At 40.2% G+C, this 22,372-nt stretch carries 25 protein-coding genes, 1 tRNA gene and 1 other annotated feature; all 26 genes read left to right on the top strand.

Annotated features, from left to right (window positions below):
- The first annotated feature begins 8 nt into the window (after nt 1-8).
- The 26 genes from ACSYTE_RS04870 (at nt 9) to pknB (ending at nt 22,345) form a co-directional block, all read left to right on the top strand.
- On the top strand, nt 9-944 hold the full coding sequence (locus ACSYTE_RS04870) for a dihydroorotate oxidase (protein ID WP_491716340.1): 936 nt from the start codon (nt 9-11) through the stop codon (nt 942-944).
- A gap of 128 nt (nt 945-1,072) precedes the next feature.
- Nucleotides 1,073-1,945, top strand: coding sequence for an exonuclease SbcC (locus ACSYTE_RS04865; RefSeq protein WP_491716339.1), 873 nt, complete (start codon nt 1,073-1,075; stop codon nt 1,943-1,945).
- Nucleotides 1,935-2,834: a hypothetical protein gene (locus tag ACSYTE_RS04860; RefSeq protein WP_491716338.1), complete on the top strand. Its 900-nt coding sequence runs from the start codon at nt 1,935-1,937 to the stop codon at nt 2,832-2,834. Before ACSYTE_RS04865 ends, ACSYTE_RS04860 begins: the two co-directional genes overlap by 11 nt.
- An 18-nt stretch (nt 2,835-2,852) precedes the next feature.
- Nucleotides 2,853-3,356 carry a 2-deoxyuridine 5-triphosphate nucleotidohydrolase gene (locus tag ACSYTE_RS04855; protein WP_491716337.1) on the top strand — a complete coding sequence of 168 codons (504 nt, stop codon included), beginning with the start codon at nt 2,853-2,855 and terminating at the stop codon, nt 3,354-3,356.
- Between the two features lie 71 nt (nt 3,357-3,427).
- Nucleotides 3,428-3,501: transfer RNA gene (locus tag ACSYTE_RS04850), tRNA-Arg, on the top strand.
- Nucleotides 3,502-3,610: 109 nt separating this feature from the next.
- Nucleotides 3,611-3,687, top strand: a sequence feature (ribosomal protein L21 leader region).
- A 19-nt stretch (nt 3,688-3,706) separates the two neighbouring features.
- The gene (gene rplU, locus ACSYTE_RS04845; RefSeq protein ID WP_219054511.1) at nt 3,707-4,015 is read left to right on the top strand and encodes a 50S ribosomal protein L21; all 309 of its coding nucleotides are present in this window, start codon (nt 3,707-3,709) and stop codon (nt 4,013-4,015) included.
- A 14-nt stretch (nt 4,016-4,029) separates the two neighbouring features.
- The gene (locus tag ACSYTE_RS04840) at nt 4,030-4,365 is read left to right on the top strand and encodes a ribosomal-processing cysteine protease Prp (RefSeq protein WP_491716336.1); all 336 of its coding nucleotides are present in this window, start codon (nt 4,030-4,032) and stop codon (nt 4,363-4,365) included.
- A 25-nt stretch (nt 4,366-4,390) separates the two neighbouring features.
- Nucleotides 4,391-4,687 (top strand): 50S ribosomal protein L27, encoded by a 297-nt coding sequence (gene rpmA / locus ACSYTE_RS04835; RefSeq protein WP_491716335.1) that lies wholly within the window; start codon nt 4,391-4,393, stop codon nt 4,685-4,687.
- 140 nt (nt 4,688-4,827) lie between these two features.
- A complete protein-coding gene (efp, locus tag ACSYTE_RS04830; RefSeq protein ID WP_491716334.1) occupies nt 4,828-5,391 on the top strand; it encodes an elongation factor P in 564 nt (187 codons plus the stop codon).
- A 41-nt stretch (nt 5,392-5,432) separates the two neighbouring features.
- A complete protein-coding gene (locus tag ACSYTE_RS04825; protein ID WP_491716333.1) occupies nt 5,433-5,867 on the top strand; it encodes an Asp23/Gls24 family envelope stress response protein in 435 nt (144 codons plus the stop codon).
- Nucleotides 5,868-5,870: 3 nt separating this feature from the next.
- Entirely contained in the window at nt 5,871-6,272 is a 402-nt protein-coding gene (nusB, locus tag ACSYTE_RS04820) for a transcription antitermination factor NusB (RefSeq protein WP_491716332.1), read from the top strand.
- 149 nt (nt 6,273-6,421) lie between these two features.
- The gene (locus tag ACSYTE_RS04815) at nt 6,422-7,291 is read left to right on the top strand and encodes a bifunctional 5,10-methylenetetrahydrofolate dehydrogenase/5,10-methenyltetrahydrofolate cyclohydrolase (protein WP_491716331.1); all 870 of its coding nucleotides are present in this window, start codon (nt 6,422-6,424) and stop codon (nt 7,289-7,291) included.
- The gene (gene xseA, locus ACSYTE_RS04810; RefSeq protein WP_491716330.1) at nt 7,281-8,630 is read left to right on the top strand and encodes an exodeoxyribonuclease VII large subunit; all 1,350 of its coding nucleotides are present in this window, start codon (nt 7,281-7,283) and stop codon (nt 8,628-8,630) included. The genes ACSYTE_RS04815 and xseA overlap by 11 nt, the downstream gene beginning before the upstream one ends.
- Before the next feature lie 2 nt (nt 8,631-8,632).
- Entirely contained in the window at nt 8,633-8,860 is a 228-nt protein-coding gene (locus ACSYTE_RS04805) for an exodeoxyribonuclease VII small subunit (protein WP_491716329.1), read from the top strand.
- A 1-nt stretch (nt 8,861) separates the two neighbouring features.
- Entirely contained in the window at nt 8,862-9,746 is an 885-nt protein-coding gene (locus ACSYTE_RS04800) for a polyprenyl synthetase family protein (protein WP_491716328.1), read from the top strand.
- 16 nt (nt 9,747-9,762) lie between these two features.
- Nucleotides 9,763-10,581 carry a TlyA family RNA methyltransferase gene (locus ACSYTE_RS04795; RefSeq protein WP_491716327.1) on the top strand — a complete coding sequence of 273 codons (819 nt, stop codon included), beginning with the start codon at nt 9,763-9,765 and terminating at the stop codon, nt 10,579-10,581.
- Nucleotides 10,582-10,601: 20 nt separating this feature from the next.
- Nucleotides 10,602-11,057 (top strand): arginine repressor, encoded by a 456-nt coding sequence (gene argR / locus ACSYTE_RS04790; RefSeq protein WP_491716326.1) that lies wholly within the window; start codon nt 10,602-10,604, stop codon nt 11,055-11,057.
- A 47-nt stretch (nt 11,058-11,104) separates the two neighbouring features.
- Nucleotides 11,105-12,799 carry a DNA repair protein RecN gene (recN, locus tag ACSYTE_RS04785; RefSeq protein ID WP_491716325.1) on the top strand — a complete coding sequence of 565 codons (1,695 nt, stop codon included), beginning with the start codon at nt 11,105-11,107 and terminating at the stop codon, nt 12,797-12,799.
- A gap of 77 nt (nt 12,800-12,876) precedes the next feature.
- A complete protein-coding gene (gene gmk / locus ACSYTE_RS04780) occupies nt 12,877-13,494 on the top strand; it encodes a guanylate kinase (RefSeq protein ID WP_491716324.1) in 618 nt (205 codons plus the stop codon).
- The gene (gene rpoZ, locus ACSYTE_RS04775; protein WP_491716323.1) at nt 13,494-13,688 is read left to right on the top strand and encodes a DNA-directed RNA polymerase subunit omega; all 195 of its coding nucleotides are present in this window, start codon (nt 13,494-13,496) and stop codon (nt 13,686-13,688) included. The genes gmk and rpoZ overlap by 1 nt, the downstream gene beginning before the upstream one ends.
- Nucleotides 13,689-13,755: 67 nt before the next feature.
- Complete coding sequence (gene coaBC / locus ACSYTE_RS04770; protein WP_491716322.1) at nt 13,756-14,961, top strand: bifunctional phosphopantothenoylcysteine decarboxylase/phosphopantothenate--cysteine ligase CoaBC; 1,206 nt, start codon at nt 13,756-13,758, stop codon at nt 14,959-14,961.
- A gap of 18 nt (nt 14,962-14,979) precedes the next feature.
- Nucleotides 14,980-17,391, top strand: coding sequence for a primosomal protein N' (priA, locus tag ACSYTE_RS04765; RefSeq protein ID WP_491716321.1), 2,412 nt, complete (start codon nt 14,980-14,982; stop codon nt 17,389-17,391).
- A 13-nt stretch (nt 17,392-17,404) separates the two neighbouring features.
- Complete coding sequence (fmt, locus tag ACSYTE_RS04760) at nt 17,405-18,355, top strand: methionyl-tRNA formyltransferase (protein WP_491716320.1); 951 nt, start codon at nt 17,405-17,407, stop codon at nt 18,353-18,355.
- Nucleotides 18,348-19,685, top strand: coding sequence for a 16S rRNA (cytosine(967)-C(5))-methyltransferase RsmB (rsmB, locus tag ACSYTE_RS04755; protein WP_491716319.1), 1,338 nt, complete (start codon nt 18,348-18,350; stop codon nt 19,683-19,685). Before fmt ends, rsmB begins: the two co-directional genes overlap by 8 nt.
- Nucleotides 19,686-19,689: 4 nt before the next feature.
- On the top strand, nt 19,690-20,451 hold the full coding sequence (locus ACSYTE_RS04750; RefSeq protein WP_491716318.1) for a Stp1/IreP family PP2C-type Ser/Thr phosphatase: 762 nt from the start codon (nt 19,690-19,692) through the stop codon (nt 20,449-20,451).
- Complete coding sequence (gene pknB / locus ACSYTE_RS04745) at nt 20,444-22,345, top strand: Stk1 family PASTA domain-containing Ser/Thr kinase (protein ID WP_491716317.1); 1,902 nt, start codon at nt 20,444-20,446, stop codon at nt 22,343-22,345. Before ACSYTE_RS04750 ends, pknB begins: the two co-directional genes overlap by 8 nt.
- Nucleotides 22,346-22,372: the final 27 nt, after the last annotated feature.

The following is a 22,372-nucleotide window of genomic DNA, read 5'->3' as shown; positions in this document are numbered from 1 at the left end:
GGAACACGATGACTAAGTTAGATTTAACAGGCCACATTAACGGGGTTACTTTCGATCAATTATTCTTGAACGCATCTGGGGTGCACTGCCAAAGCACTGAAGAACTAGATGATTTATTGAACAATGAATACATGGGAGGAATCGTGACCAAGAGTGCCACCCTTGAAAAGCGGGATGGAAATCCAGCGCCACGCTACTATGAATTCGAACAGGGATCGATTAATTCAATGGGGCTACCCAATTATGGCTTTGACTACTACATTAAATATGTATTAGGTGAACATCAAAAGCCAACGATCTTATCAGTGGCTGGTCTATCAGCAGCTGATGATGTGAAGTTGTTACACCAAATTCAAGATTCTGACTATCAAGGTTTGACCGAATTAAATCTTTCCTGCCCGAACGTGATCGGCAAACCCCAAATGGCTTATGATGTTGAGGGGACCGCAGCTTTATTGAATGAGATCTTTTCATTTTACAAAAAGCCACTCGGGGTCAAATTACCACCATACTTTGATCTAGTGCACTTCGATCAAATTGCTGAAGTCTTGAACCAATTCCCGTTGACGCATGTCAATTCGATCAATTCAGTTGGTAACGGTCTTTGGGTCGATGTAGCCAGTGAATCAGTTGTGATCAAGCCTAAGGGTGGCTTTGGTGGCTTAGGGGGCCAAATGGTATTACCAACGGCCTTGGCTAACGTGCGGGCCTTACGGCAACGGTTAAATGATTCGATCAAGATCATTGGGACCGGGGGTGTCAAGACGGGAGCAGATGTTTTCGCCCACATCCTTTGTGGTGCTGAATTGGTTTCAGTTGGGACCCAACTCCAAATGGAGGGCATGGGTGTCTACCAACGACTCACCGCAGAATTAGAACGGATCATGGCTGATAAGGGCTATAAGTCATTAGCCGATTTCCGTGGCAAACTTAAAACAATTTAAAATCAAAAATATTTATCCAAATTTTTAAATTATGATATCATATAATGTAGTTAACTATATCCAGTTGGCTACATTTTTGTTTTAAAGCGAATGTGGTCTTAAAACATGAAATAGAGCGAGGGTAAACAATGAATAATGATAATTTAGACACTAGTGCTGATGAACTCAGTGCTAGTTTAGATGCCAAAATCGAACATCTAAATGCATTGCGGAATGCTTTGCACCAAAACGACGATTTAACTATCTATCAATTAATTAACGCTGAACGTTTCAATTCCATTATGGAACCAGCGGAACCATTGGATGATAAATATGATGTTTCACTATTAGTGAGTGATTTAAGAACTGAACTAAGCCACTACTTAAGCCGTCGGTTAATTAAATACTTAGCACAAACATATCCATTTTTTTATTACAATGAATATAAATTCGGCCATTTTTTGATTTACTTCGGTAATTGGTGGGACCATAAGTTATTCGGTGAATTAGATGTCTTAGCCGTTAATTTCAAATTTAAAGAAGCTGAATTGGATCAATTAAAGCGTTCATTTGAATTAGAAGCTGAAAACAAAACGTTTTACTCTGATCAAATCATGGAAATCACTGATAACAACCAGGAATTACAAACCATGATTGATTCTAAAAATGATCGTGATGAAAAGAAGAGTGAATTGAAGGTCGCAATCCGTGAAAACGAGTCCAAGTTCACGATGCCTTGGGATGCAGCTAAGGTTAAAGAAGAGCATCATCAATTGACTAAGCAGTATAAAAAACTAGTGCATGAAGACGAATTGGCTTCAGCGGGGGCTAAACAAATCAAGGAAAATGAATCTAAGATCCTCGATTTAAATAAGGAAGACACGATCATTAGTTATGAAAAGCAAAGTATTCGGGATGCTTTTCAAACTTTTAGCGATTTCATGGAAAATCAATCACACCTTTACCATGACTACATGAGCAGTTTGGCTAAGCACGAAGGGGTGGACAGTAATGAAAGATAGTGATCGGAAAATGAGCATTGCGCTATTTGAATATAATCAAAATCTAAAAAAGGGCCTGAGCAATGGGGCTGACTACACTAAGATATTCGATAATATGATCTATACTGATGATAAAAATGAATTATTAGATTCAATCAACCAGTTGATCGACTTTAAGCTTGATGGGGATTTTGTTACTTATCCAGTTAAATATTCTAAGGCTGACCTGTACCTAATCTTTATGGCACGGTTATTAGAAGAGCATAATATTTCATCAATGATTCAAATGGATATGAACGGGACTGCAGGGGATGTCGTTCAACGGCTAACCCAATTGGATGATGGCGATGCATTTAAATTTATCGTCAATGAAAGTGCGGTTGCATATACTGACGTGAAGCATGGTGAGCATATCTTCTACCAAGACTTTGCTACGAAGCAAACTCAATTTAACAGTGATTCACTCGTGAACTTATTTGTGGTGAACTTAAATCCAGAAGTGGGATCGACTCCGATCATCATTGCAGTGAACACCCTAATTGAGTTTGCTAAGTATATGCAAAATGATTTTGGGTATGATGTGGATTATAGTATTTTAGCAGTCAACAACAATCATTTTCACGCCTTTAAAAACCCTCAGATTCCGGTTCGAATCATTGATGAGCTATTTATAAGTGCTTCGCAAAGTGGCTATTCCCTAATGTCATATCAATTTACGGGAGCCCAATTGGACTTAGATGGCGTGAAGTTAAACATCTTTAATAACGGTGATGATGAACAACCAGATTGGGGCCTGCAGGTAGTGGATGAGCACGAGAACGTTTCTTGGTTCCAGTTATTATTAAAGTACGACTTTCTAAAGAATTGGTACTTAGATAACCTTGCCGATTTAGAAATCGACGCAAAATAATTACAGGGAGGGGCTCATTTGGATTTTAAAACGCTGTTAATCAATGCGGTAAACTATTACCGTCAATATGAACAAAAAAATCAACTCCAATATTTACCAGATACCAGGTTCAAGAATGCATTTGTTGAATTGGATGTTTCTTTTGCTAAGCTTGCAGATATGATGGGTTGGTTTATTGCTAAAGCAGAGCGTCCGACCGAAAGTTCTGCTGAATTATTGGCTCAATATGCAAAGGTAATGCGGGCATTTTTACTAGTTGCCAACCTGAGAAATTGGAACCGTAATGTGTTGATCGACGATGCAGAGTTGACTAAATTAAGTCATCAATTTACAAAAACGGATCTAAGCAAGATTTACCTAGCAACTAAAAATATGTTATTTGCTGCTTACTTTAAACACAGTCAAACTGATTTTAACCATGCGTGGAAATTATTTTTGAAATTAGGGTTAGCTGATTTAGGGTTCAGCGTTGATGATATCAATACTGAATTCAACCACCAGGTTAATTTGGACCGCGATTGATCCCAAATAATTTAAAATTATGGATTGACACATTTCGTTTCATCTCGTATAATCATTAATGTTGTTTGAATGTCGCAGTAGCCCAGTTGGATAGAGCAACGGTCTTCTAAACCGTAGGTCGAGAGTTCGAGTCTCTCCTGCGACATTAAAGATGGCATTAAAAAAACATTAGTCTTTTTGGACTAATGTTTTTTTGTGGCTTGACTTTTGATGATTAGGTAGGCTATACTAGTCATTGTTGTATTTGTGGACTTCCACAGCTACAACCGCACGATTTAAGTATTAAGTTCGCGTTTTGCGACGCTTAATTTCGGCGAGTCTAAGCAAATTATTTAAGGAGGTGCACATAAATGTACGCTATTATTATTACAGGTGGTAAGCAATACAAGGTTGCTGAAGGTGAATCAATCTTCGTTGAAAAGCTCAATGCTAACGAAGGTGACAAGGTTACCTTTGACAAGGTTGTATTCGTTGGTGGTGACTCAGCTAAGGTTGGTGCTCCACTAGTTGATGGTGCTTCTGTTTCAGGAACTGTTGAAAAGCAAGGTCGTGAAAAGAAGATTACCATTTTCAGATACAAGCCTAAGAAGGGTTCTCAATCCAAGAAGGGTCACAGACAACCTTACACTAAGGTTAAGATTGACTCAATCAAGGCTTAATTAAGGAGTTATTAATGATACAAACAATTATTGATTATCAAGGTGATTTGATCACTTCATTCGAATTAACAGGCCATGCTGATTCTGGTGAATATGGTCAAGACATTGTTTGTTCAGCGGTCTCGGCATTATCGATTACTACGACGAATGCTTTACAGACGGTTGCTGGAGTTACCCCTGATGTTCAAAGTGATGCCGTTAACGGTGGATTATTGATCGTCAAGGTTCCAGTCATTAGTAATCACGAGCAGTCATTGAAAGTCCAGACGTTGCTTGCAGCGTTTGAATTAGGCATGACTGAGATTGCGAATAGTTATTCACAATACGTTAATTTAAAAATAAATCGATAATTTCCATCCGTGGAGGTGTAATCAAATGTTAGAAATGAACTTACAATTCTTCTCTCACCATAAAGGGGGAGGTTCAACTGCTAATGGTCGTGACTCAGCTGGTCGTCGTCTAGGAACTAAGATTCCTGATGGTGGTATGGCTACAAAGGGTGCAATCATCTACCGTCAACGTGGTACTCATATTTACCCAGGTAAAAATGTTAAGCGTGGTGGCGATGACACTTTATTTGCTCTTGCTGACGGGATCGTTAAGTTTGAACGTTTAGGCCGTAACCGTCGTCAAGTTTCAGTATACCCAGTATCTGAAGCTGTCGCTAAATAATACGGATAAAAGATAACTAAGGAGCCTTAAGGGGCTCCTTTTTATTTTGTGACCGATAATCACATAGTTGCCAAGTATGTTATAATATTCAAGATAATTAAGATATGAATATCATTGTTTCTACTATAGGAGGAATAACAATGGCTACAATTTCAACTGCACAATTTAAGAATGGTTTAACAATCGAAGTGGATAACGCAATTTGGAAGATCATCAGTTTCCAACACGTTAAGCCAGGAAAGGGTGGCGCTTTTGTTCGTTCTAAGTTAAAGAACCTAAGAACGGGTGCCGTTCAAGATAAGACTTTCCGTGCCGGGGCTAAGATGGAACAAGCTCCAATTACGACTAGAAAGATGCAATACCTTTACGGTGATCCAACTGGTTGTGTCTTCATGGATATGGATACTTACGAACAAATCACGATTCCAGAAAACCAAATTGAAGAAGAAATGAACTACCTTCAAGAAAACATGGAAGTAAACGTGATTCAATACGGTAGTGAAACCCTTGGGGTCGACTTACCAAATACGGTTGTTTTGGAAGTTGCTGAAACTGAACCAAGTATCAAGGGAAATACCGCTTCAGGTGGTTCTAAGCCCGCAACCATGACGACTGGGTTAGTAGTCCAAGTCCCATTCTTCGTTAACTCTGGTGACAAGTTGACCATCAATACTACGGATGGGACTTATATCTCCAGAGCTTAATTACAATATCAATACCGGCATTTAATGAAAGGGTGATATTTATGGCAGAGAGTAACACTTTATTAAAGGGTAGCAAGGAAAACGGCGGTTCGATCAATATCGCCCCGCGGGTGCTTGAAATTATTGCAAGCATTGCTGCCGTTAAAGTTCCCGGAGTGGAAAGAATGCGTGGTTCATTTGCTACGGGAGTGAATGAATTATTTGGTCATAAAGATTTTGGAAAGGGGATCAAGCTTTCCTTCAATGATCAAGACCAAGTTAGCGTTGACATCTATGTCTATGTTGATTATGGTGTCTCAGTTCCTAAGGTAGCATTAGAGATTCAAGATAAGGTCAAACAACAGTTATTGTTCATGACTGAGTTGGATGTCTTGGATGTTAATGTTCATGTTGATGGGATTGTGCATGCTCATTCTGAAAGCAAAATTGATCCTGATGATTTATTTGCGGATAACGATAAGAGTAAGGGTGAGTAAAAAGTGAGTTTAAATCGGCACCAAATTAGAGAGCTTGCTTTTCAGACCTTGTTTGCAATTAATACAAATAAGGAAACTGATAAGGAAAGTTTTTTCCATGTAATTGTAAAAGATGATGAAGCTAATTACCCTGATTATTTACGTCAATTAGTTGACGGTGTGTTAGATCATGAATCTGAATTAGATTCACAGATTAGCCAATACTTAGGGCAACGCTGGTCGATCAGCAGAATTGCCAAGGTCGATCTGATCATCTTACGAATTGCATTTTACGAACACGATTATGTTGATGATATTCCAGATAAAGTTGCGATTAATGAAGCAATCGAACTGGCTAAAAAGTATAGTGACGATCGTTCCCGTCGTTTTGTTAGCGGCGTGCTTTCCCACTTGGTCGAAGACTAATCAAATTCGAAAATTAATAATAATTTAATTTTATTATAAAGGATTCGTACATTGTGCGAATCCTTTTTTAAATTAATCTTGGTTATGCTAAAATAAAGATGGGTACGAAACAATTAAGTTCATAAAAAATCAAGGGGTTGAATGGAATCATGGCACAAATTATTGATGGAAGAGCATTAGCAAAGAAAACTAATGACGAAACTAAGCAAATGGTTAATGAATTACATACTTTAGGGATTAAGCCCTGCTTAGCAGTCATTTTAGTTGGGGACGATCAAGCTAGTGCCCGTTATGTTAGAAATAAGCATAAAAAGGCAGAACAATTAGGGATCGAATCCATTGTGAACCACCTGCCTGCCGAAACAACACAATCTGAATTATTAAAAGTTGTGAATGAATATAATGACGATGCATCAATCGATGGGATCTTAGTTCAATCCCCACTACCAAAACAAATTGATGAACAATTGATTACCAGAACGATCAAACCTGAAAAAGACGTTGATGGTTTTCATCCCGTTAACGTTGGAAACCTATTTTTAAATGAACCTAAGAACTATCCCGTTGCCTGTACCCCTAAGGGTGTAATGGCAATGTTTAAAGAATATGACATTGATCTGACTGGTAAAAAAGCAGTTGTGATCGGTAGAAGTGCTATCGTTGGGCGACCAATGGCAGCATTGCTGATCAATGCAAATGCCACGGTTACGGTGCTTAATCACTATTCAGAAGATGCTAAGCACTTTATTAAGGAAGCCGATGTAGTCGTTGCTGCGACCGGTAAGTTGCACATGGTATCAGGTGATGACTTGAAAGCAGGGGCAACTGTAATTGATGTTGGCCAAAACTTAAATGAGGATGGCAAGTTAGTCGGGGACGTGGATTATGACTCTGCTGAACCAGTTGCTGGCTACATTACACCAGTTCCAGGTGGAGTTGGCCCAATGACAATTGCGACCTTGATGCGTCAAACCGTTGAACTGGCATCATGGGGGGCGAAGAATAAGAATGGTAGATAGTCAACAGTATTTATCAGTCACTGCATTGAACCATTATATTAATCTAAAGTTTGAAAAAGATCCTTACTTGAAAGTGGTTTATGTTACTGGTGAAATTTCAAATTATAAGGACCGCAAAGGCCATAAATACTTTTCAATAAAGGATGACAAAAGTAAAATCAGTGCCGTGATTTGGGCATCCGATTTTAGGAACGTTATGTTTGAACCTAAAGATGGGATGAAAGTTAATATTGTTGGACGTGTTTCTACCTACACTGTGGGTGGTAACTATCAACTGTATGTTACCAAAATTGAGCCAGAAGGCGTTGGTTCATTATTTCTAGCTTTCGAACAGCTAAAAAATAAGCTGAACAGTGCAGGGTATTTTAATGAAGCCCATAAGAAACCACTTCCACAATATCCGAATCGAATTGCGGTTGTTACCTCTGAAAGTGGTTCAGTAATTAAGGATATTATTACCACCGTGAGAAGACGGTTTAAAATTGCTCAAATAGTGTTGTTTCCAGCCGTAGTGCAGGGAAAAGCAGCTGCTAACAGCATCGCTAACCAAATCAAACGCGTAAATTCAATAGGTAATTTTGATACAATGATCGTTGGTCGTGGTGGGGGGTCTATTGAAGACCTTTGGCCCTTCAATGAACAACCAGTGATCGACGCTATTTATAACTCTAATATCCCGATAATATCATCGGTAGGGCATGAGACCGACAATACGATTGCTGATCTAGTTGCTGATAGACGTGCAGCTACACCGACTGCGGCTGCAGAATTAGCGGTTCCCGATTTCGCAAGTATCTCTAAACTTATTAATAATAATAGTGAATTTTTAATAAATAATTTTTCTAACTACATTAGTAGCCAAAAGAATTTATTAAATGAAATTATGAATTCATATATTTTTAAACAACCGCAACGTTTATATGAGATATACGTTCAACAATTAGACACTTTAGTTGATCAATTAAATAGTTCTTTGTATGGTCAGATAGAGTATAAGCAAAAACAGTTACAAAACTTAATTTATCAATTGAACTACCAATCACCAAATAGTTTGATTCAAAATGAACGCAATCAATTGAACCTGATTGAACAGCAGTTACAATCTAAAATTAATAACATTATCAATAATAAGGACTATACATTTAAAAGAATCGTTGGTAATTTGAATCATTTAAGCCCGCTCCAAACAATGAGTCGGGGCTACACCTTTGTATCAAAGAATGATTATGCAGTTAAAAAAATCACCGATTTGAACGTTAATGATCAAATTGATTTGACGTTTATCGACGGGGTTGCTAAAGCTGAAATTAAACAAATTATAAATAGGGAGCTCGATTAATTATGCCAGAAAAACCATCTTTTGAAGCCAATATGCAAGCATTACAACAAATCGTTCAACGATTGGGACAAGGAGACGTGCCATTAGAAGAAGCGTTGAATCAATTTCAACGGGGGGTCGAAATTAGCCGAGAATTAAAAATGACCTTAGCTAATGCTGAGAATAAGTTGACCCAAGTAATGAATGATGATGGGACCCAAAGTAACTTTAACAGGGACCAGGGAAATTAAAATGCCCATTGATGAACGGTTAAGGGATTTTGAAGCTCAGTATCGAGCTGAAATTAATTCCTTTTTAGTTGAAAACCTGCCAGTCGATGTTGATCAACCAAGACTATCAGAATCGATGCTTTATTCAGTTGCAGCGGGTGGAAAACGGCTTCGGCCATTATTGACCCTAGCGACCCTAAAGACGTTTGGGGTCCCAATTGATCATTCTCGATTAAAGGGCGCCTGTGCGGTTGAATTATTGCATACCTATTCATTGATCCACGATGATTTACCCGCAATGGATAACGATGATTTAAGGCGGGGCCAACCCACGAATCACGTCCGATTTGGCGCTGGAATGGCCACGCTGGCGGGTGATGGATTATTGACGCTTGCTTTTCAGTGGCTGGTCGATAATGATTTATCCCCTGAAATGAAGGTGGCGTTGGTATCTGAACTCAGCAAATTAGCCGGGCCATCTGGGATGGTTGCAGGCCAAGCTGATGATATTTATTATGAAAACCAGCAGTTGGCATTTAGTGATCTAAAGAAGCTGCATCGCCATAAGACTGGTGACTTGATCTTATATTCAGTGAGAGCGGGGTCCATACTAGCTGATCATCAAGACTGCAATGATGAATTGAATCAATTTGCAGAGGCGTTCGGGTTAGCATTTCAAATTTATGATGATATTTTAGATGTGACTAGTACTGCCAAGCAATTGGGCAAGCCGGTTCACCAGGATGCGATCAAGAACACCTACCCGAATTTATTTGGGCTCGACCGTTCTTATCAAGAGTTATCGAAGACGATTGATACTGGGCGGGCAGCATTACAGAAGATTCAAACCGAAAAAAATATTGATACGTCACTATTGGCATCGTTTTTTTCGTATTTTCAAGTTTAATGGAGCGGAAGCATAAATGGAAAAGCAAAGAGTAGATATTTTGTTAGTTGCGCAGGGGCTTTTTGACTCGCGTGAAAAGGCTAAACGGGCGGTCATGGCCGGAGAAGTCTTGGGTAAAAATGAGGAACGATTGGACAAGCCCGGTGAACGGATCCCCATTGATACCAAATTACACTTAAAGGGCCGTGCTCTGCCATACGTTAGTCGCGGTGGTTTAAAGCTTGAAAAGGCGCTACGGGTGTTCAAAATTGACGTTAGTGGACTAATCGTTCTAGACATTGGTTCTTCGACCGGTGGTTTTACAGATGTAATGCTCCAATCTGGTGCTAAACAAAGTTACGCCCTTGATGTTGGTAGTAACCAGTTGGTTTGGAAACTGCGCAATGACCCACGAGTAATCGTAATGGAGCACACCAATTTTCGGTATAGTAAGCTAGCTGACTTTACTGATGGACAACCAGAATTTGCGTCGATTGATGTTTCATTTATTTCATTGCACTTAATCTTACCGCCATTAAAACAGATCATTAAGCCGAATGGCGAGGTCGTGGCATTAGTCAAGCCTCAATTCGAAGCTGGTCGAGAAAACGTTGGGAAACATGGGATCGTTCGTGACCATAATGTGCATGTAGCCGTCTTAAATGATATCGTGCAATTTGCAGTGGCGAGTGGCTATTCTGTATTAGGCCTAGACTACTCACCGATTAAGGGTGGCGAGGGCAATATTGAATTTTTGATTCATTTAAAGTCAGTTGACCAGCCCATGATTTCACCCGATGTTTCCGTTGATCAAGTATTACAACGAGCTGATGAAACATTGAACGTAAAGAAATAGGATCAAAGGGGGGTTCTGAATTGAAAAAAAGAGATCGACAACACATGATAAAACAGTTAATTAGTAAGGAAGCAATTCGCAATCAGGCTGAATTTGTTAAAATGCTGGATGCGGTGGGCGTTAAAGTAACCCAAGCGACGGTCTCTCGTGACATTAAAGAAATGCGGTTAGTAAAAGTACCCTCCCGCTCTGGTGGCTATAAGTATAGTTTGCCACAGGAGAAAAAAATCAATATTGAAAAGAAGCTCCAACAAGCAGTTGAGGATTCTTTGATCTCAATTGCGGTGCAAGATAAAAACGTGATGATTAAGGTCTCGCCCGGAAGTGGGCCCGTGATTAGTTCATTAGTAGGTAAAATGAACTATGATGAAATTTTTGGGACGCTTTCTGATGATAGCACGATCTTAATTATTTGTACTTCTGATGATGCCGCTAATCAATTACGAGACAAATTGAATCAACTAGTGGTAAAATAAAAAGACTTAGATAACAAGTCTTTTTTTAGTATAGGGGGATTTCTCCATTGCTACAGGAATTAAATATTAAAAATTTAGCGATTATTGATCATATTGATGTTAATTTTGAAGACCATATGACCGTTTTGACCGGAGAAACCGGAGCCGGAAAATCAATTGTAATGGATGCGATCGGATTATTAGCTGGTGGTCGCGGTTCTAAGTCTTTGATTCGGACTGGTTCAGATAAATTAGTTCTTCAGGGGCAATTCGTCTTTCCTAAGGCGGGGTTAACCTATCGACTATTGGATGAGCTCGGAATCGATCATGATGATGATAACGTGATTTTACAACGTGAGATTACCCGAAATGGGCGGAATGTTTGTCGGATTAATGGGATGTTGGTGAATACGAATACGTTAAAGCGTGTTGGGCAAACGATTGTTGATATCGAAGGGCAACACGATCACCAAGAACTATTGCGTCCCGAACGGCATCTACATTTACTGGATGAATTCATTGGAACGCCGATTAAAAAAATTCGGGAACAATACCGAGAAAGTTACCAACGGTTCCGCAAGTTAAAACAACTGGTCGCAGATAAGAATAATAACCAACAACAATGGGCTCAACACATTGACATGCTTCAATTCCAAGTCAATGAAATTAGTTCAGCGAACCTTTTGGAAAACGAAGAGGCTGAACTAGTGAGTGAGCGCGACCAATTATTGAACCATCAAAACATTAGCGATGCCTTGAAGGGGAGTTTTGTGCACATCAATGGTGATGATACGCTCAGTCCGTTGGATATGATCGGGGATGCAATGAATTCAATGCAGTCGATCGAACAATATGGTGAAAATTATCAAGCGATTAGTGCCGATTTACAAAATGCTTATTACGCCCTTCAAGATGCTTCTAATCAAATTTCACATGAATCTGATTTACAGGAATTTGATGCGAATCGTCTTTCTGAAATTGAATCTAGATTAGATTTGATCTATCAGCTCAAACGTAAGTACGGAGACTCAATTCATAAGATCTTAGCTTATTATGAGCGGATTAGTGACGAGCTCGCCCAAACGGAAGCTGATCAAAGCGATAGCAGTGATTTGGATGCGCAGCTTTTAAAAGTTGAAACGCAATTACAAAAACAAGGTGAGCAAATGAGCACCATTAGGCATCAGTATGCGATTAAGCTGGCCCAATCGATTCATAAGCAGTTAGCAGATTTATACATGGCGCAAACACGTTTTGAAGTTCATTTTGAACCATTGGCTGCCCATCACTATACCAGTAGCGGGATTGAGAACGTCTCATTTTATATTCAAACGAATCCGGGGGAAGGATTCCATGAATTATCTAAAATTGCATCTGGTGGGGAACTATCTAGAATCATGTTGGCATTGAAGACCATTTTCGTTAGTGCCCAGGGCATTACTTCAATTATCTTTGATGAGGTTGATACTGGAGTCAGTGGTCGGGTCGCTCAAGCGATGGCCGAAAAAATCAGTGCAATTGCTGAGACCGAGCAAGTCTTGTGTATTACCCACCTGCCCCAAGTCGCTGCAATGGGTGATCATCATTACTTTATTGGCAAACAGGTCATAAAAGACCGCACCAAAACGACCATTAAAAAGTTAGACCATGATCAACAGGTTTCTGAACTGTCTAGAATGCTAGCAGGTAAGAAGGTAACTAAGTTGACCCTCGAACACGCAGGTGAAATGTTAAAGATGGCCTCTGAAAAGAAACAGCTTTAATCTTAATAATGGGTTGATAAATTAGTCAAAAAAAGTGATAATATAAATAATAGTTTATTTTGAGGGGATATCTAAAAATGGTCAAAAGAGGAATGTTAATTGTTTTATCGGGGCCTTCTGGGGTTGGGAAGGGAACCGTTAGAAAAGCGCTTTTTAATGAACCAGACGTTGATTTTCAGTATTCAATTTCTATGACGACTAGAAAACCACGGGATGGCGAAAAAAACGGGGTTGATTACTTCTTTGTTTCGAAAGAAGAATTCGAAGAAAAAATCAAAAATGGTGAGATGCTAGAGTATGCTAAGTATGTTGATAACTACTATGGCACCCCACTCGAATACGTTAACCAAACCCTTGAATCGGGCAAGGATGTCTTTTTAGAGATTGAAGTAAATGGTGCGATGCAGGTTCGTGCTAATTCACCTGAAGGGGTATTCGTATTTTTGACCCCACCTGATTTATTGGAATTAAAGAACCGTTTGATCGGCCGGGGGACTGATGAAATGGAAGTCATTAATAAGCGGATCCATACCGCAGTTGGTGAAATTAAGATGATGCGTAATTATGATTATGCGGTTTTGAACGATGAAGTGGCAAATGCTGTTGCTAATATCAAAAACATCGTTAGAAGCGAACGATTAAAGGTGACTCGGGTAATGCCCGATTACCTTTCCATGTTAGGAGATGAAAATTAATGTTATTATACCCATCTGTTGATAAATTACTAACGCAAGTTAACTCTCGTTATTCTTTGATCATGTTGGCCAGTAAGCGTGCCCATGAACTAGATGATGGTGCTAAGCCATTATTATCAGAATACAAGTCACAAAAATCAATCGGAAAGGCGTTCGAAGAAATTGCTGCGGGCGTTGTTCAGATTGACCGTTAGACTGATTGTTTTACTCTAGAAACCTTTGTGAAATTCACAAGGGCTTTTTTAATATTCGGAGGTTAAAATGATTCAAAATTTAAACGTTGCCCTTTATGTCACTGGTAGTATTGCTGCTTATAAGAGTTTATTGATGACTAGATTATTAGTAAAAGCGGGGGCCCATGTACGGGTCTTAATGACCGATGGTGCATGTAAATTTATTCAGCCATTGAGTTTTCAAGCCCTTTCTCATTTTCCAGTCGTAACCAATCAATCTGCTGGGATGCATGACGACCAAATTACCCATATTGAATTAGCCCAGTGGACTGATTTAGCATTGGTAATGCCTGCTGATGCGAACACGATTGCGAAGATGGCCAACGGGATTGCTGATAACGAGGTGCTGACGACTTTACTAGCAACTAGTGCAAAGAAGGTACTCGTCCCTGCCATGAACGATCAGATGTTGGCAAATCCTGCGACCCAGCGTAATTTAGCGACCGTTCGTGCTGACGGGGGTATAATAATTGACCCCACGGTTGGTTTTTTAGCAGAGGGCTATGAAGCTAAGGGCCGAATGGCTGAACCTGAATTTGTCCTTGGGCAACTAATGGCATTGAATGCTCCGACTGAATTGCCCTTAAAGCATAAACGGGTGCTAGTAACAGCGGGAGCCACTCGCCAGCCAATCGATCCAGTCAGATTTATTACGAATGCTTCTTCAGGTAAAATGGGGATTTCCGTTGCCAAAGCAGCTGCTAAGCTAGGGGCTGATGTTACTTTAATCTGTGCTGACGTTAGAGTGGCGATTCCAAACGGGATGAAAATAGTTCGGGTGGTAACTAGTGCGGAATTGAAGACCGCTGTGCTACAATTAATGAATGAAAACGATGTATTAGTAATGACTGCTGCTGTTGCCGATTTTGAATCGTTGCATGTTCAAAACCAAAAAATTAAAAAGAATGCTCAATCGGAAACGTTCACCCTCCAATTTAGGGAAGCTGCCGATATTTTAAAGGCGGTTGCTAAGGTGAAACGGCCTGATCAGTATACGGTTGGTTTTGCGGCTGAAACTAATAACCTAAAGCAAAACGCGTTAAAGAAGCTTCGTGACAAGGGGTTGAACATGTTAGTAGCAAATGATGTTGCTAATCAAAAAATTGGCTTTAGTAGTGATGATAACCAAGTGACGTTCTTTTTGGACGATCACGAACCAATTCAAACTGCAGTATTACCTAAACAACAGATTGCAGATCAATTAGTTCGGCTGATTGCCACTGATTTAAAATAAGAAAGGATTCGATTTGCGGTGAAATTTGCACAAGTGTTAGTAGACGTTCCGACAATGCAAACTGACAAACCATACACTTACAAAATTCCAGATGCACTAGCGGATGACTTAAAGTTAGGGATCCGAGTGATCGTTTCATTTGGTCGTGGAAAGCGAAAAGTCCAGGGCTTCATTGTTGGTTTTACTGACCATGTTGATTATGACGGGGAAATCAAGCCCATTGATTCGATCATGGATTTAACCCCTGCTGTTAATTCTGAGATGTTGCAACTTTCTGCCTGGTTGGCGAAAACGACATTTGCGTTTCGGATTAGCTGTGTGTTAACGATGTTACCAAGTGTTATGCGTGCCAAATCGACCAAGGTATTAAGAACGACCGGAAAGCCATTAAGTAAAGAATTAATGGCTTTATTTGGTGATCGTAGCGAGCTCAAATACAATGAAGCAGATTTTACGCCAGCCCAAATGAAGGCGATAATTGATGCGGTGCAATCAGATCAATTATCAGTCGATTATGTGGTCAAAAACCAAGCGCGCCCTAAGCAAGTCGTAAAGATTAGCGCTAATCAAGATGTTAATGAATTAAAAGCAGCCCTTGCAAACGTTAGTAAACGAGCTACGGCTCAGCAAAAGATCCTAAAGTGGTTAATTGATAATCCTGAACGTCAAATTGTTCAATCAGCATTATCCAGTGAACTGGGGATTAATGTTTCAACGATTAATACCGCTGTTAAAAATGGCTGGGCGCGAAAAGAAATGGTGACCGTTTTACGTGATCCCGCTAATCATCATATTGACAAGAACTATCCACTGGCCTTGAATGATGATCAACGAGTTGCGGTTGAAAAGATCGCAGCTTCGATTAAAAGCGAATCAGACGATGTCTACCTTCTAGAAGGGGTGACTGGTTCTGGTAAAACCGAGGTGTACCTTCAAGCGATTCAAAAGGCATTGGTAGCTGGTAAAACAGCCCTAATGTTAGTTCCAGAAATTGCATTAACGCCCCAGATGGTCAATCGGGTCAAGGGACGGTTCGGTAATTTAGTTGCCATGTTGCATAGTGGCCTTTCAATGGGCGAAAAATACGATGAATGGCGGCGGGTGAATTCAGGCGATGCTAAAATAGTGGTGGGGGCTAGATCAGCTGTGTTTGCTCCACTAACCAATATCGGGGTCATCATCATGGACGAAGAACACGATAGTAGCTATAAGCAAGAAGATCCACCCCGCTATAATACCCGTGACGTTGCCAAATGGCGTGGTCAATATAACCACTGTCCAGTTGTGTTGGGTAGTGCGACGCCTTCCTTAGAATCACGCGCTCGTGCTGGGAAGGGGGTCTATCAGTTATTAATGTTACCCCATCGAATCAACCATCAATCTTTACCAGTCGTCAACGTTGTCGATATGCGTAATGTGGTGAAGGATGACGGTGAAACTGATTTTTCCAGGCCTCTCTTAACAGCAATTCAAGATCGGTTGGACAAACAAGAGCAATCCGTTTTAATGCTTAATCGACGGGGCTATTCTTCATTTCTAATGTGTCGAGATTGTGGATTTGTTTTGAAATGTCCTAATTGCGATATTTCATTAACTTTGCATTTAAATGGGCATCGGATGCAATGTCATTATTGTGGATTTGAGCAACCGATCCCCAATATTTGTCCGATTTGTCATGGGCATCAGCTCCGTTCATTTGGAACCGGGACCGAAAAAGTGGAACAAGAGCTGAATCGGCTATTCCCGAACGCCAGGGTAATTAGAATGGATGTCGATACTACGAAGCGCAAGGGCGCCCATGAAAAACTACTGGCTCAATTTGGTAGTGGGCAAGCTGATATTTTATTGGGGACCCAAATGATCGCAAAGGGGCTTGATTTTCCAAACGTGACCTTAGTCGGAGTCTTAAATGCCGATACTTCACTAGAGCTCCCTGATTTTCGGGCGAATGAAAAAACCTTTCAACTATTGACGCAGGTCAGCGGAAGAGCTGGTCGGGCTGAAAAGAAGGGCGAGGTTTACATTCAGACTTTTAATCCCGATAATGAGGCGATCCAATTCGCTAAGGATCAAGACTATGAAGCTTTTTATCGTTGGGAAATGCGGTTGCGCTTTATGGCTAACTATCCGCCATACTTCTTTACGATTCGAGTGACCGCCAGTGCAAACTATGAAAATCAAGCTGCCAAGACCATTTATGAAGTTAACCGCTTTTTAAGACAGCATTTAGGGAATCGCAACATTATTTTGGGACCAACACCATCTGCGATTTCACGGATTAATAAAAAGTATTATTATCAAGTACTGGTTAAATATAAACACGAACCAAAGCTCCCGCAGCTATTGGAATATATTTTAAATCATTATCAAACAGCGACGCGGCACGGAATCTATATTTCAATCGATTCTGAACCCGTCAGCTTTATGTAAGGAGAATTTGCAAATGACATCAATTGTATTTATGGGGACCCCGTCCTTTAGCGTTCCCATCTTAAAGGGACTAGTTGAAAACGGCTACGATGTTCAAGCAGTCGTCACCCAACCCGATCGACCAGTCGGCAGAAAACGGGTTTTGACCGCTTCACCAGTCAAACAAGCCGCCATTGAATTGAATTTACCAGTATTGCAACCAGCAAAGATCAGTGGTAGTCCTGAAATGGCTAAAATAATTTCATTACAGCCCGACATTATCGTTACAGCTGCTTTTGGCCAATTCTTGCCAGATAAGTTATTAATGGCAGCTAAAGTGGCTGCGATTAATGTTCATGGTTCATTACTACCCAAGTATCGTGGTGGTGCACCAGTTCAATATGCCATTATGAATGGTGATTCTGAAACTGGCATTTCAATTATGTACATGGTTAAGGCCATGGATGCTGGGGATGTAATTGCTCAACGGGCAATTCCGATTGAATCAAATGATGATACCGCTTCAATGTTCATTAAGTTGAGTGATTTAGGCCGCACGATGCTATTGGATGTGATTCCGCAGTTATTAAATGGAACGGCTGATCGGACGCCACAAGCAGATGCTGAAGTGGTGTTTTCACCAACCATTAAACGGAGTGAAGAACGGCTCGATTTTACTCAACCAGCTCGATTGGTGGATGCGAAGGTACGCGCGCTACGACCTGATCCAACTGCCTTTACGACTTTAAATGGCAAGCGGACTAAGGTATGGCAGACAACGCCGCTCACGGATTCGACTACCGAAAGACCAGGGGTGGTAGTAGCAAAAACTAAAAAACAATTGGTGATCGCAGCGGGGGATTCAACAACGTTACAATTGGATGTAATTCAACCAGCTGGTAAGCCAAAACAAAAGATCAGTGATTACTTGAATGGTGCGGGGCAAGCCATCCAAGTTGGGGAGCAAATTATTACCAATGACTAAACAAGATAATCCACGTCAATTAGCAGTGATTACACTGACTAAAATTGAACAGGGGGCGTATTCAAGCCTCCAATTGAATCAAATTATTCAAAATAGCAATATCGAAGAACGGGATGTAAACCTTTTAACAAATATTGTGTACGGGGTGCTTCAACATAAATTAACGTTAGAATATCAAATTGCCCCCTTCATCAAGAATCCTAAAAATGTCCAACCATGGGTATTAGTTCTTTTAAAAACAGCTTTGTACCAAATGGAATACTTAGACCGCATTCCCAATCGAGCCATTTTCAATGAATCGATTAACATTGCTAAAACGATGGGGCACGATGGCATTCGCAAGATGGTCACTGGCATCTTGCATCAAATGGACCGCAATGGCGTGCGCAAACCTGATTCGATCAAAGATCAAATTGAACGCATGCAGGTGCAATTCAGTGTCCCCGATTGGATTATTCAACAATTGATCAATCAAGTGGGGGCAACTAAAACGACGCACATTTTAGATTCGCTGAATCATCCCGCTAAGCAATCAGTTCGGACGAATACCGCTGTGATCGATCAAGAACGATTAATGCATCAGTTATCATCAGCTGGCTTTGTGGTTACCAAAAGTCGTCTTGCTGATGAGGGTCTGATATTAAAGGAGCGTTCTGCGAACTCGGCAGTTGAATTTAAGAACGGGGAATTAACGATTCAAGACGAAAGTGCAATGCTCCCCGTCGAGACCATGACGATCAAGCCAGATCAGCTGATATTAGATGCCTGTGCAGCGCCCGGTGGGAAAACAACGCAGATTGCAGAACAACTGGCGCTACAAAAAAGTGGCCAGGTGATCGCACTCGACTTACACGCCAGTCGCTTGAAACAGGTGGTCAAAAATGCCCAACGGATGCACTTAAATGAATATATTAAGACCAAGGCGCTTGATGCACGACAATTGGATTCAGTTTATGATGATCAAACCTTTGATCAAGTGCTTGTGGATGCCCCTTGTTCAGGGTTGGGCTTGATGAGACGCAAACCTGAAATTAGGTATGAAAAAACGATTCAAGATATAGAACACCTTGCTAAGATTCAATTAGCGATTTTAAATGCGATTGCCCCCAAAATTAAAGTAGGTGGTCAATTAACGTATAGTACTTGTACCATTATCGATCAGGAAAATCATGATGTATTGGTGCAGTTCTTGGACCAACATCCTGAATTTAAAATGCTGCCCATTGAGCTAGATAGTATTCAATCTAAGAGTGGTGAGGTAAGAATTTATCCGGATGACTTTGATTCAGATGGATTCTTTGTTGCAAATTTAGTAAAAACAGGTGATTAGATTAATGAGATTAAAAATTGCTTATCAGACTGATATCGGAATGGTGCGCCCCAAAAATGAAGACGATGCCTCATTTTTTTATGATCAAAATCATAATTTGCTAGCAATTGTTGCTGACGGCATTGGCGGTAATCGTGCTGGCGAAGTTGCTTCCAAGATGGCAGTCGATGGCATTGGTAAACGCTTTGAAAAGGAACGCTTACAATCGATCGAGCATGCTGCCGATTGGTTCGATCAACAAATTAATTTTGAGAACCAAGAAATTTTAGCAATTTCGATGCATGATCAACAGCTAAGGGGAATGGGGACCACTTTTGTAGGCGTGATTGGCTTAGATCAAAAATACATTATTTGTAATATTGGTGACAGCCGTGGGTACGTATTTCGAAACGCTAAGTTAACCCAGTTGACGGAAGATCATTCCTATGTAAATGAATTGATCAAGGCTGGTAAAATTAGTAAAAAAGATGCGCTTTCCTATCCTTATAAGAACGTGATCGTAAGGAGTCTCGGAATTTCTAATCATGCTGAACCGACGATTTCAGATGGAGATATTCAATTAGGAGATCAATTTTTACTTTGTAGTGATGGGTTGACCGACTTAGTTTCAGAGTCCGTAATTAAGTTAATATTGGCATCTAGTCGTTCCACTGACGATAAATGCCGCAAATTAGTGGAAGTGGCGAATCAGAACGGTGGCACTGATAACATCACGGTTTTAATTATTGAAACTCAATCTGATCAAGGAGTTGATGATCATGATTAAGGGACGTTTATTAAACGGTCGTTACCGAGTTATTGATCAAATTGGTCAGGGGGGGATGTCTGATGTATACATTGCAAAGGATGTTCAAACCAATCGATTTGTGGCTGTAAAGTTCTTACGGGTCGACTTTCGCGATAATCCGCATACTAAGGCGCAATTTAAAAGAGAAGCACTGGCAATTAGCCATTTGAATAGCGAACACATCGTCAAAATATATGGATTCGAAGAAGATGATGGGATTCAATATTCAATCATGGAGTACGTTAAGGGGACGAACCTCAAAAATTATATTAAGGAACATGCTCCCATTTCGGTTCCGAACGTGATTAAGATTATGAATCAGATCTTAGATGCAGTCAGTGTTGCCCATCAAAATAACATCGTTCATCGTGATTTAAAGCCTGAGAACGTTTTGATCGATGGTTCAGAAAATGTGAAAATCACCGATTTTGGAATCGCAATTTTTGCAACTGAAAATACGCTGACGCAAACTAATTCAATCGTAGGTTCGATTCACTATCTATCTCCTGAGCAGGTCCGAGGTGAGGTTGCAACGAAGCGCTCTGACATTTATTCACTCGGAATCATTATGTATGAACTCCTTACAGGACAGGTACCATTCGATGGTGATAATCCAGTATCGATTGCTTTAAAGCATTCTAAGGCTCCATTGCCACCAATTAACAACGGCAAAAATAAGATTCCGCTCGCAGTCGAAAATGTCGTCTTACAAGCGACTGCTAAAAATCCCAAGGATCGGTTTGAATCGATTTCTGAAATGCAAAAGGCCTTAAACATCGCCCCCCATTTAAAACGGGTGCTACGGTTTACCCCGCAAAATTCATTTGATGTTGAAGATGAAACTAAAGTCATGAATTTTGATGATTTAAATTTATTGGATAATACGGCAGATGGTTCATCGAATCCCAATAAATCGGTTAAAAATCCTGGAAAGGTTTTTTGGGGGACTTGGGTCGGAGTTGTCGTTGGCATTTTGGTCGTCTTCGGATTGACGGTCCACTTCTTTTTTGTCCAGGTCCCATCTTTAAATGGACTCTCCAAGGAGCAAGCGATTAAACGATTACAATCAACTGGCCTACAGGTCGACCGTATTAAGTATCAATATGCTGATAACGTGCCAATCAATCAAGCGTTCAATACTGATCCAGCAGCCAAGCGCTGGCTATTTCGCAACGATAAGGTCACGTTAGTACTTAGCAATGGGGTCAGTAAAATTGATTTGAGTAATTATATTGGCCAGGATTTCGATGTTACCGCTAAGGAGTTGGAAAACCAAGGCTTTACGGTTGAAAAAACGTACTCTAGTTCTGATACGTTCGGCAGTGGTAAAATTTTAAAACAGAATTTTATTCCGGGCAATTCATATAGTCCTCGGAATAAAACGATTAAATTTGAGGTATCTGACGGGATTAAGCAGTTCATGATGAAACGTTTGATCGGGCTAAGTAGGGATGAAGCTGCTAGTTATGTTCAGATGATGGGGTTAAATCCAACCTTCGATTATCAATATAATGATGAATATCCAGCTGGAATCGTGTTCAACCAAAATCCAGGGGATGGCTTGACCGTTTATAATGGTGATAACATTATTATTTCAGTTTCCAAGGGTGAAAAGGCCAATGGAAAGGAAAATGGTTCCCATACTTTAAACGTTAATGTTAATTTACCATATAAGAGTAATAACAATAATTCAAACAATATTGATATTTACGTTAAAGATGAGGATAATTCGATCGATCATCTTTATCGCCGAATTACGATTTATCAAGATACTAAGTTCATCATTCCATTTAAGTTGGACGGAAAGACCCCCGGTGAATATAAAATTATTAGAGATGGTAAAACCATCAGCTATGTGAAAAATATTAATTAGGATTTTTTATCTAGATAAAATTTAGTA

Source organism: Nicoliella sp. ESL1120 (genome assembly GCF_058508515.1).
This window is presented reverse-complemented; position numbering and strand designations above follow the sequence as displayed.

Excerpts from the sequence above, each read along its gene's own strand:
- ACSYTE_RS04870 (WP_491716340.1), top strand. The coding sequence starts at position 9 with ATGACTAAGTTAGATTTAACAGGCCACATTAACGGGGTTACTTTCGAT.
- ACSYTE_RS04865 (WP_491716339.1), top strand. The coding sequence starts at position 1,073 with ATGAATAATGATAATTTAGACACTAGTGCTGATGAACTCAGTGCTAGT.
- ACSYTE_RS04860 (WP_491716338.1), top strand. The coding sequence starts at position 1,935 with ATGAAAGATAGTGATCGGAAAATGAGCATTGCGCTATTTGAATATAAT.
- rplU (WP_219054511.1), top strand. The coding sequence starts at position 3,707 with ATGTACGCTATTATTATTACAGGTGGTAAGCAATACAAGGTTGCTGAA.
- ACSYTE_RS04840 (WP_491716336.1), top strand. The coding sequence starts at position 4,030 with ATGATACAAACAATTATTGATTATCAAGGTGATTTGATCACTTCATTC.
- rpmA (WP_491716335.1), top strand. The coding sequence starts at position 4,391 with ATGTTAGAAATGAACTTACAATTCTTCTCTCACCATAAAGGGGGAGGT.
- efp (WP_491716334.1), top strand. The coding sequence starts at position 4,828 with ATGGCTACAATTTCAACTGCACAATTTAAGAATGGTTTAACAATCGAA.
- ACSYTE_RS04825 (WP_491716333.1), top strand. The coding sequence starts at position 5,433 with ATGGCAGAGAGTAACACTTTATTAAAGGGTAGCAAGGAAAACGGCGGT.
- ACSYTE_RS04815 (WP_491716331.1), top strand. The coding sequence starts at position 6,422 with ATGGCACAAATTATTGATGGAAGAGCATTAGCAAAGAAAACTAATGAC.
- xseA (WP_491716330.1), top strand. The coding sequence starts at position 7,281 with ATGGTAGATAGTCAACAGTATTTATCAGTCACTGCATTGAACCATTAT.
- ACSYTE_RS04805 (WP_491716329.1), top strand. The coding sequence starts at position 8,633 with ATGCCAGAAAAACCATCTTTTGAAGCCAATATGCAAGCATTACAACAA.
- ACSYTE_RS04800 (WP_491716328.1), top strand. The coding sequence starts at position 8,862 with ATGCCCATTGATGAACGGTTAAGGGATTTTGAAGCTCAGTATCGAGCT.
- ACSYTE_RS04795 (WP_491716327.1), top strand. The coding sequence starts at position 9,763 with ATGGAAAAGCAAAGAGTAGATATTTTGTTAGTTGCGCAGGGGCTTTTT.
- gmk (WP_491716324.1), top strand. The coding sequence starts at position 12,877 with ATGGTCAAAAGAGGAATGTTAATTGTTTTATCGGGGCCTTCTGGGGTT.
- rpoZ (WP_491716323.1), top strand. The coding sequence starts at position 13,494 with ATGTTATTATACCCATCTGTTGATAAATTACTAACGCAAGTTAACTCT.
- coaBC (WP_491716322.1), top strand. The coding sequence starts at position 13,756 with ATGATTCAAAATTTAAACGTTGCCCTTTATGTCACTGGTAGTATTGCT.
- fmt (WP_491716320.1), top strand. The coding sequence starts at position 17,405 with ATGACATCAATTGTATTTATGGGGACCCCGTCCTTTAGCGTTCCCATC.
- rsmB (WP_491716319.1), top strand. The coding sequence starts at position 18,348 with ATGACTAAACAAGATAATCCACGTCAATTAGCAGTGATTACACTGACT.
- ACSYTE_RS04750 (WP_491716318.1), top strand. The coding sequence starts at position 19,690 with ATGAGATTAAAAATTGCTTATCAGACTGATATCGGAATGGTGCGCCCC.
- pknB (WP_491716317.1), top strand. The coding sequence starts at position 20,444 with ATGATTAAGGGACGTTTATTAAACGGTCGTTACCGAGTTATTGATCAA.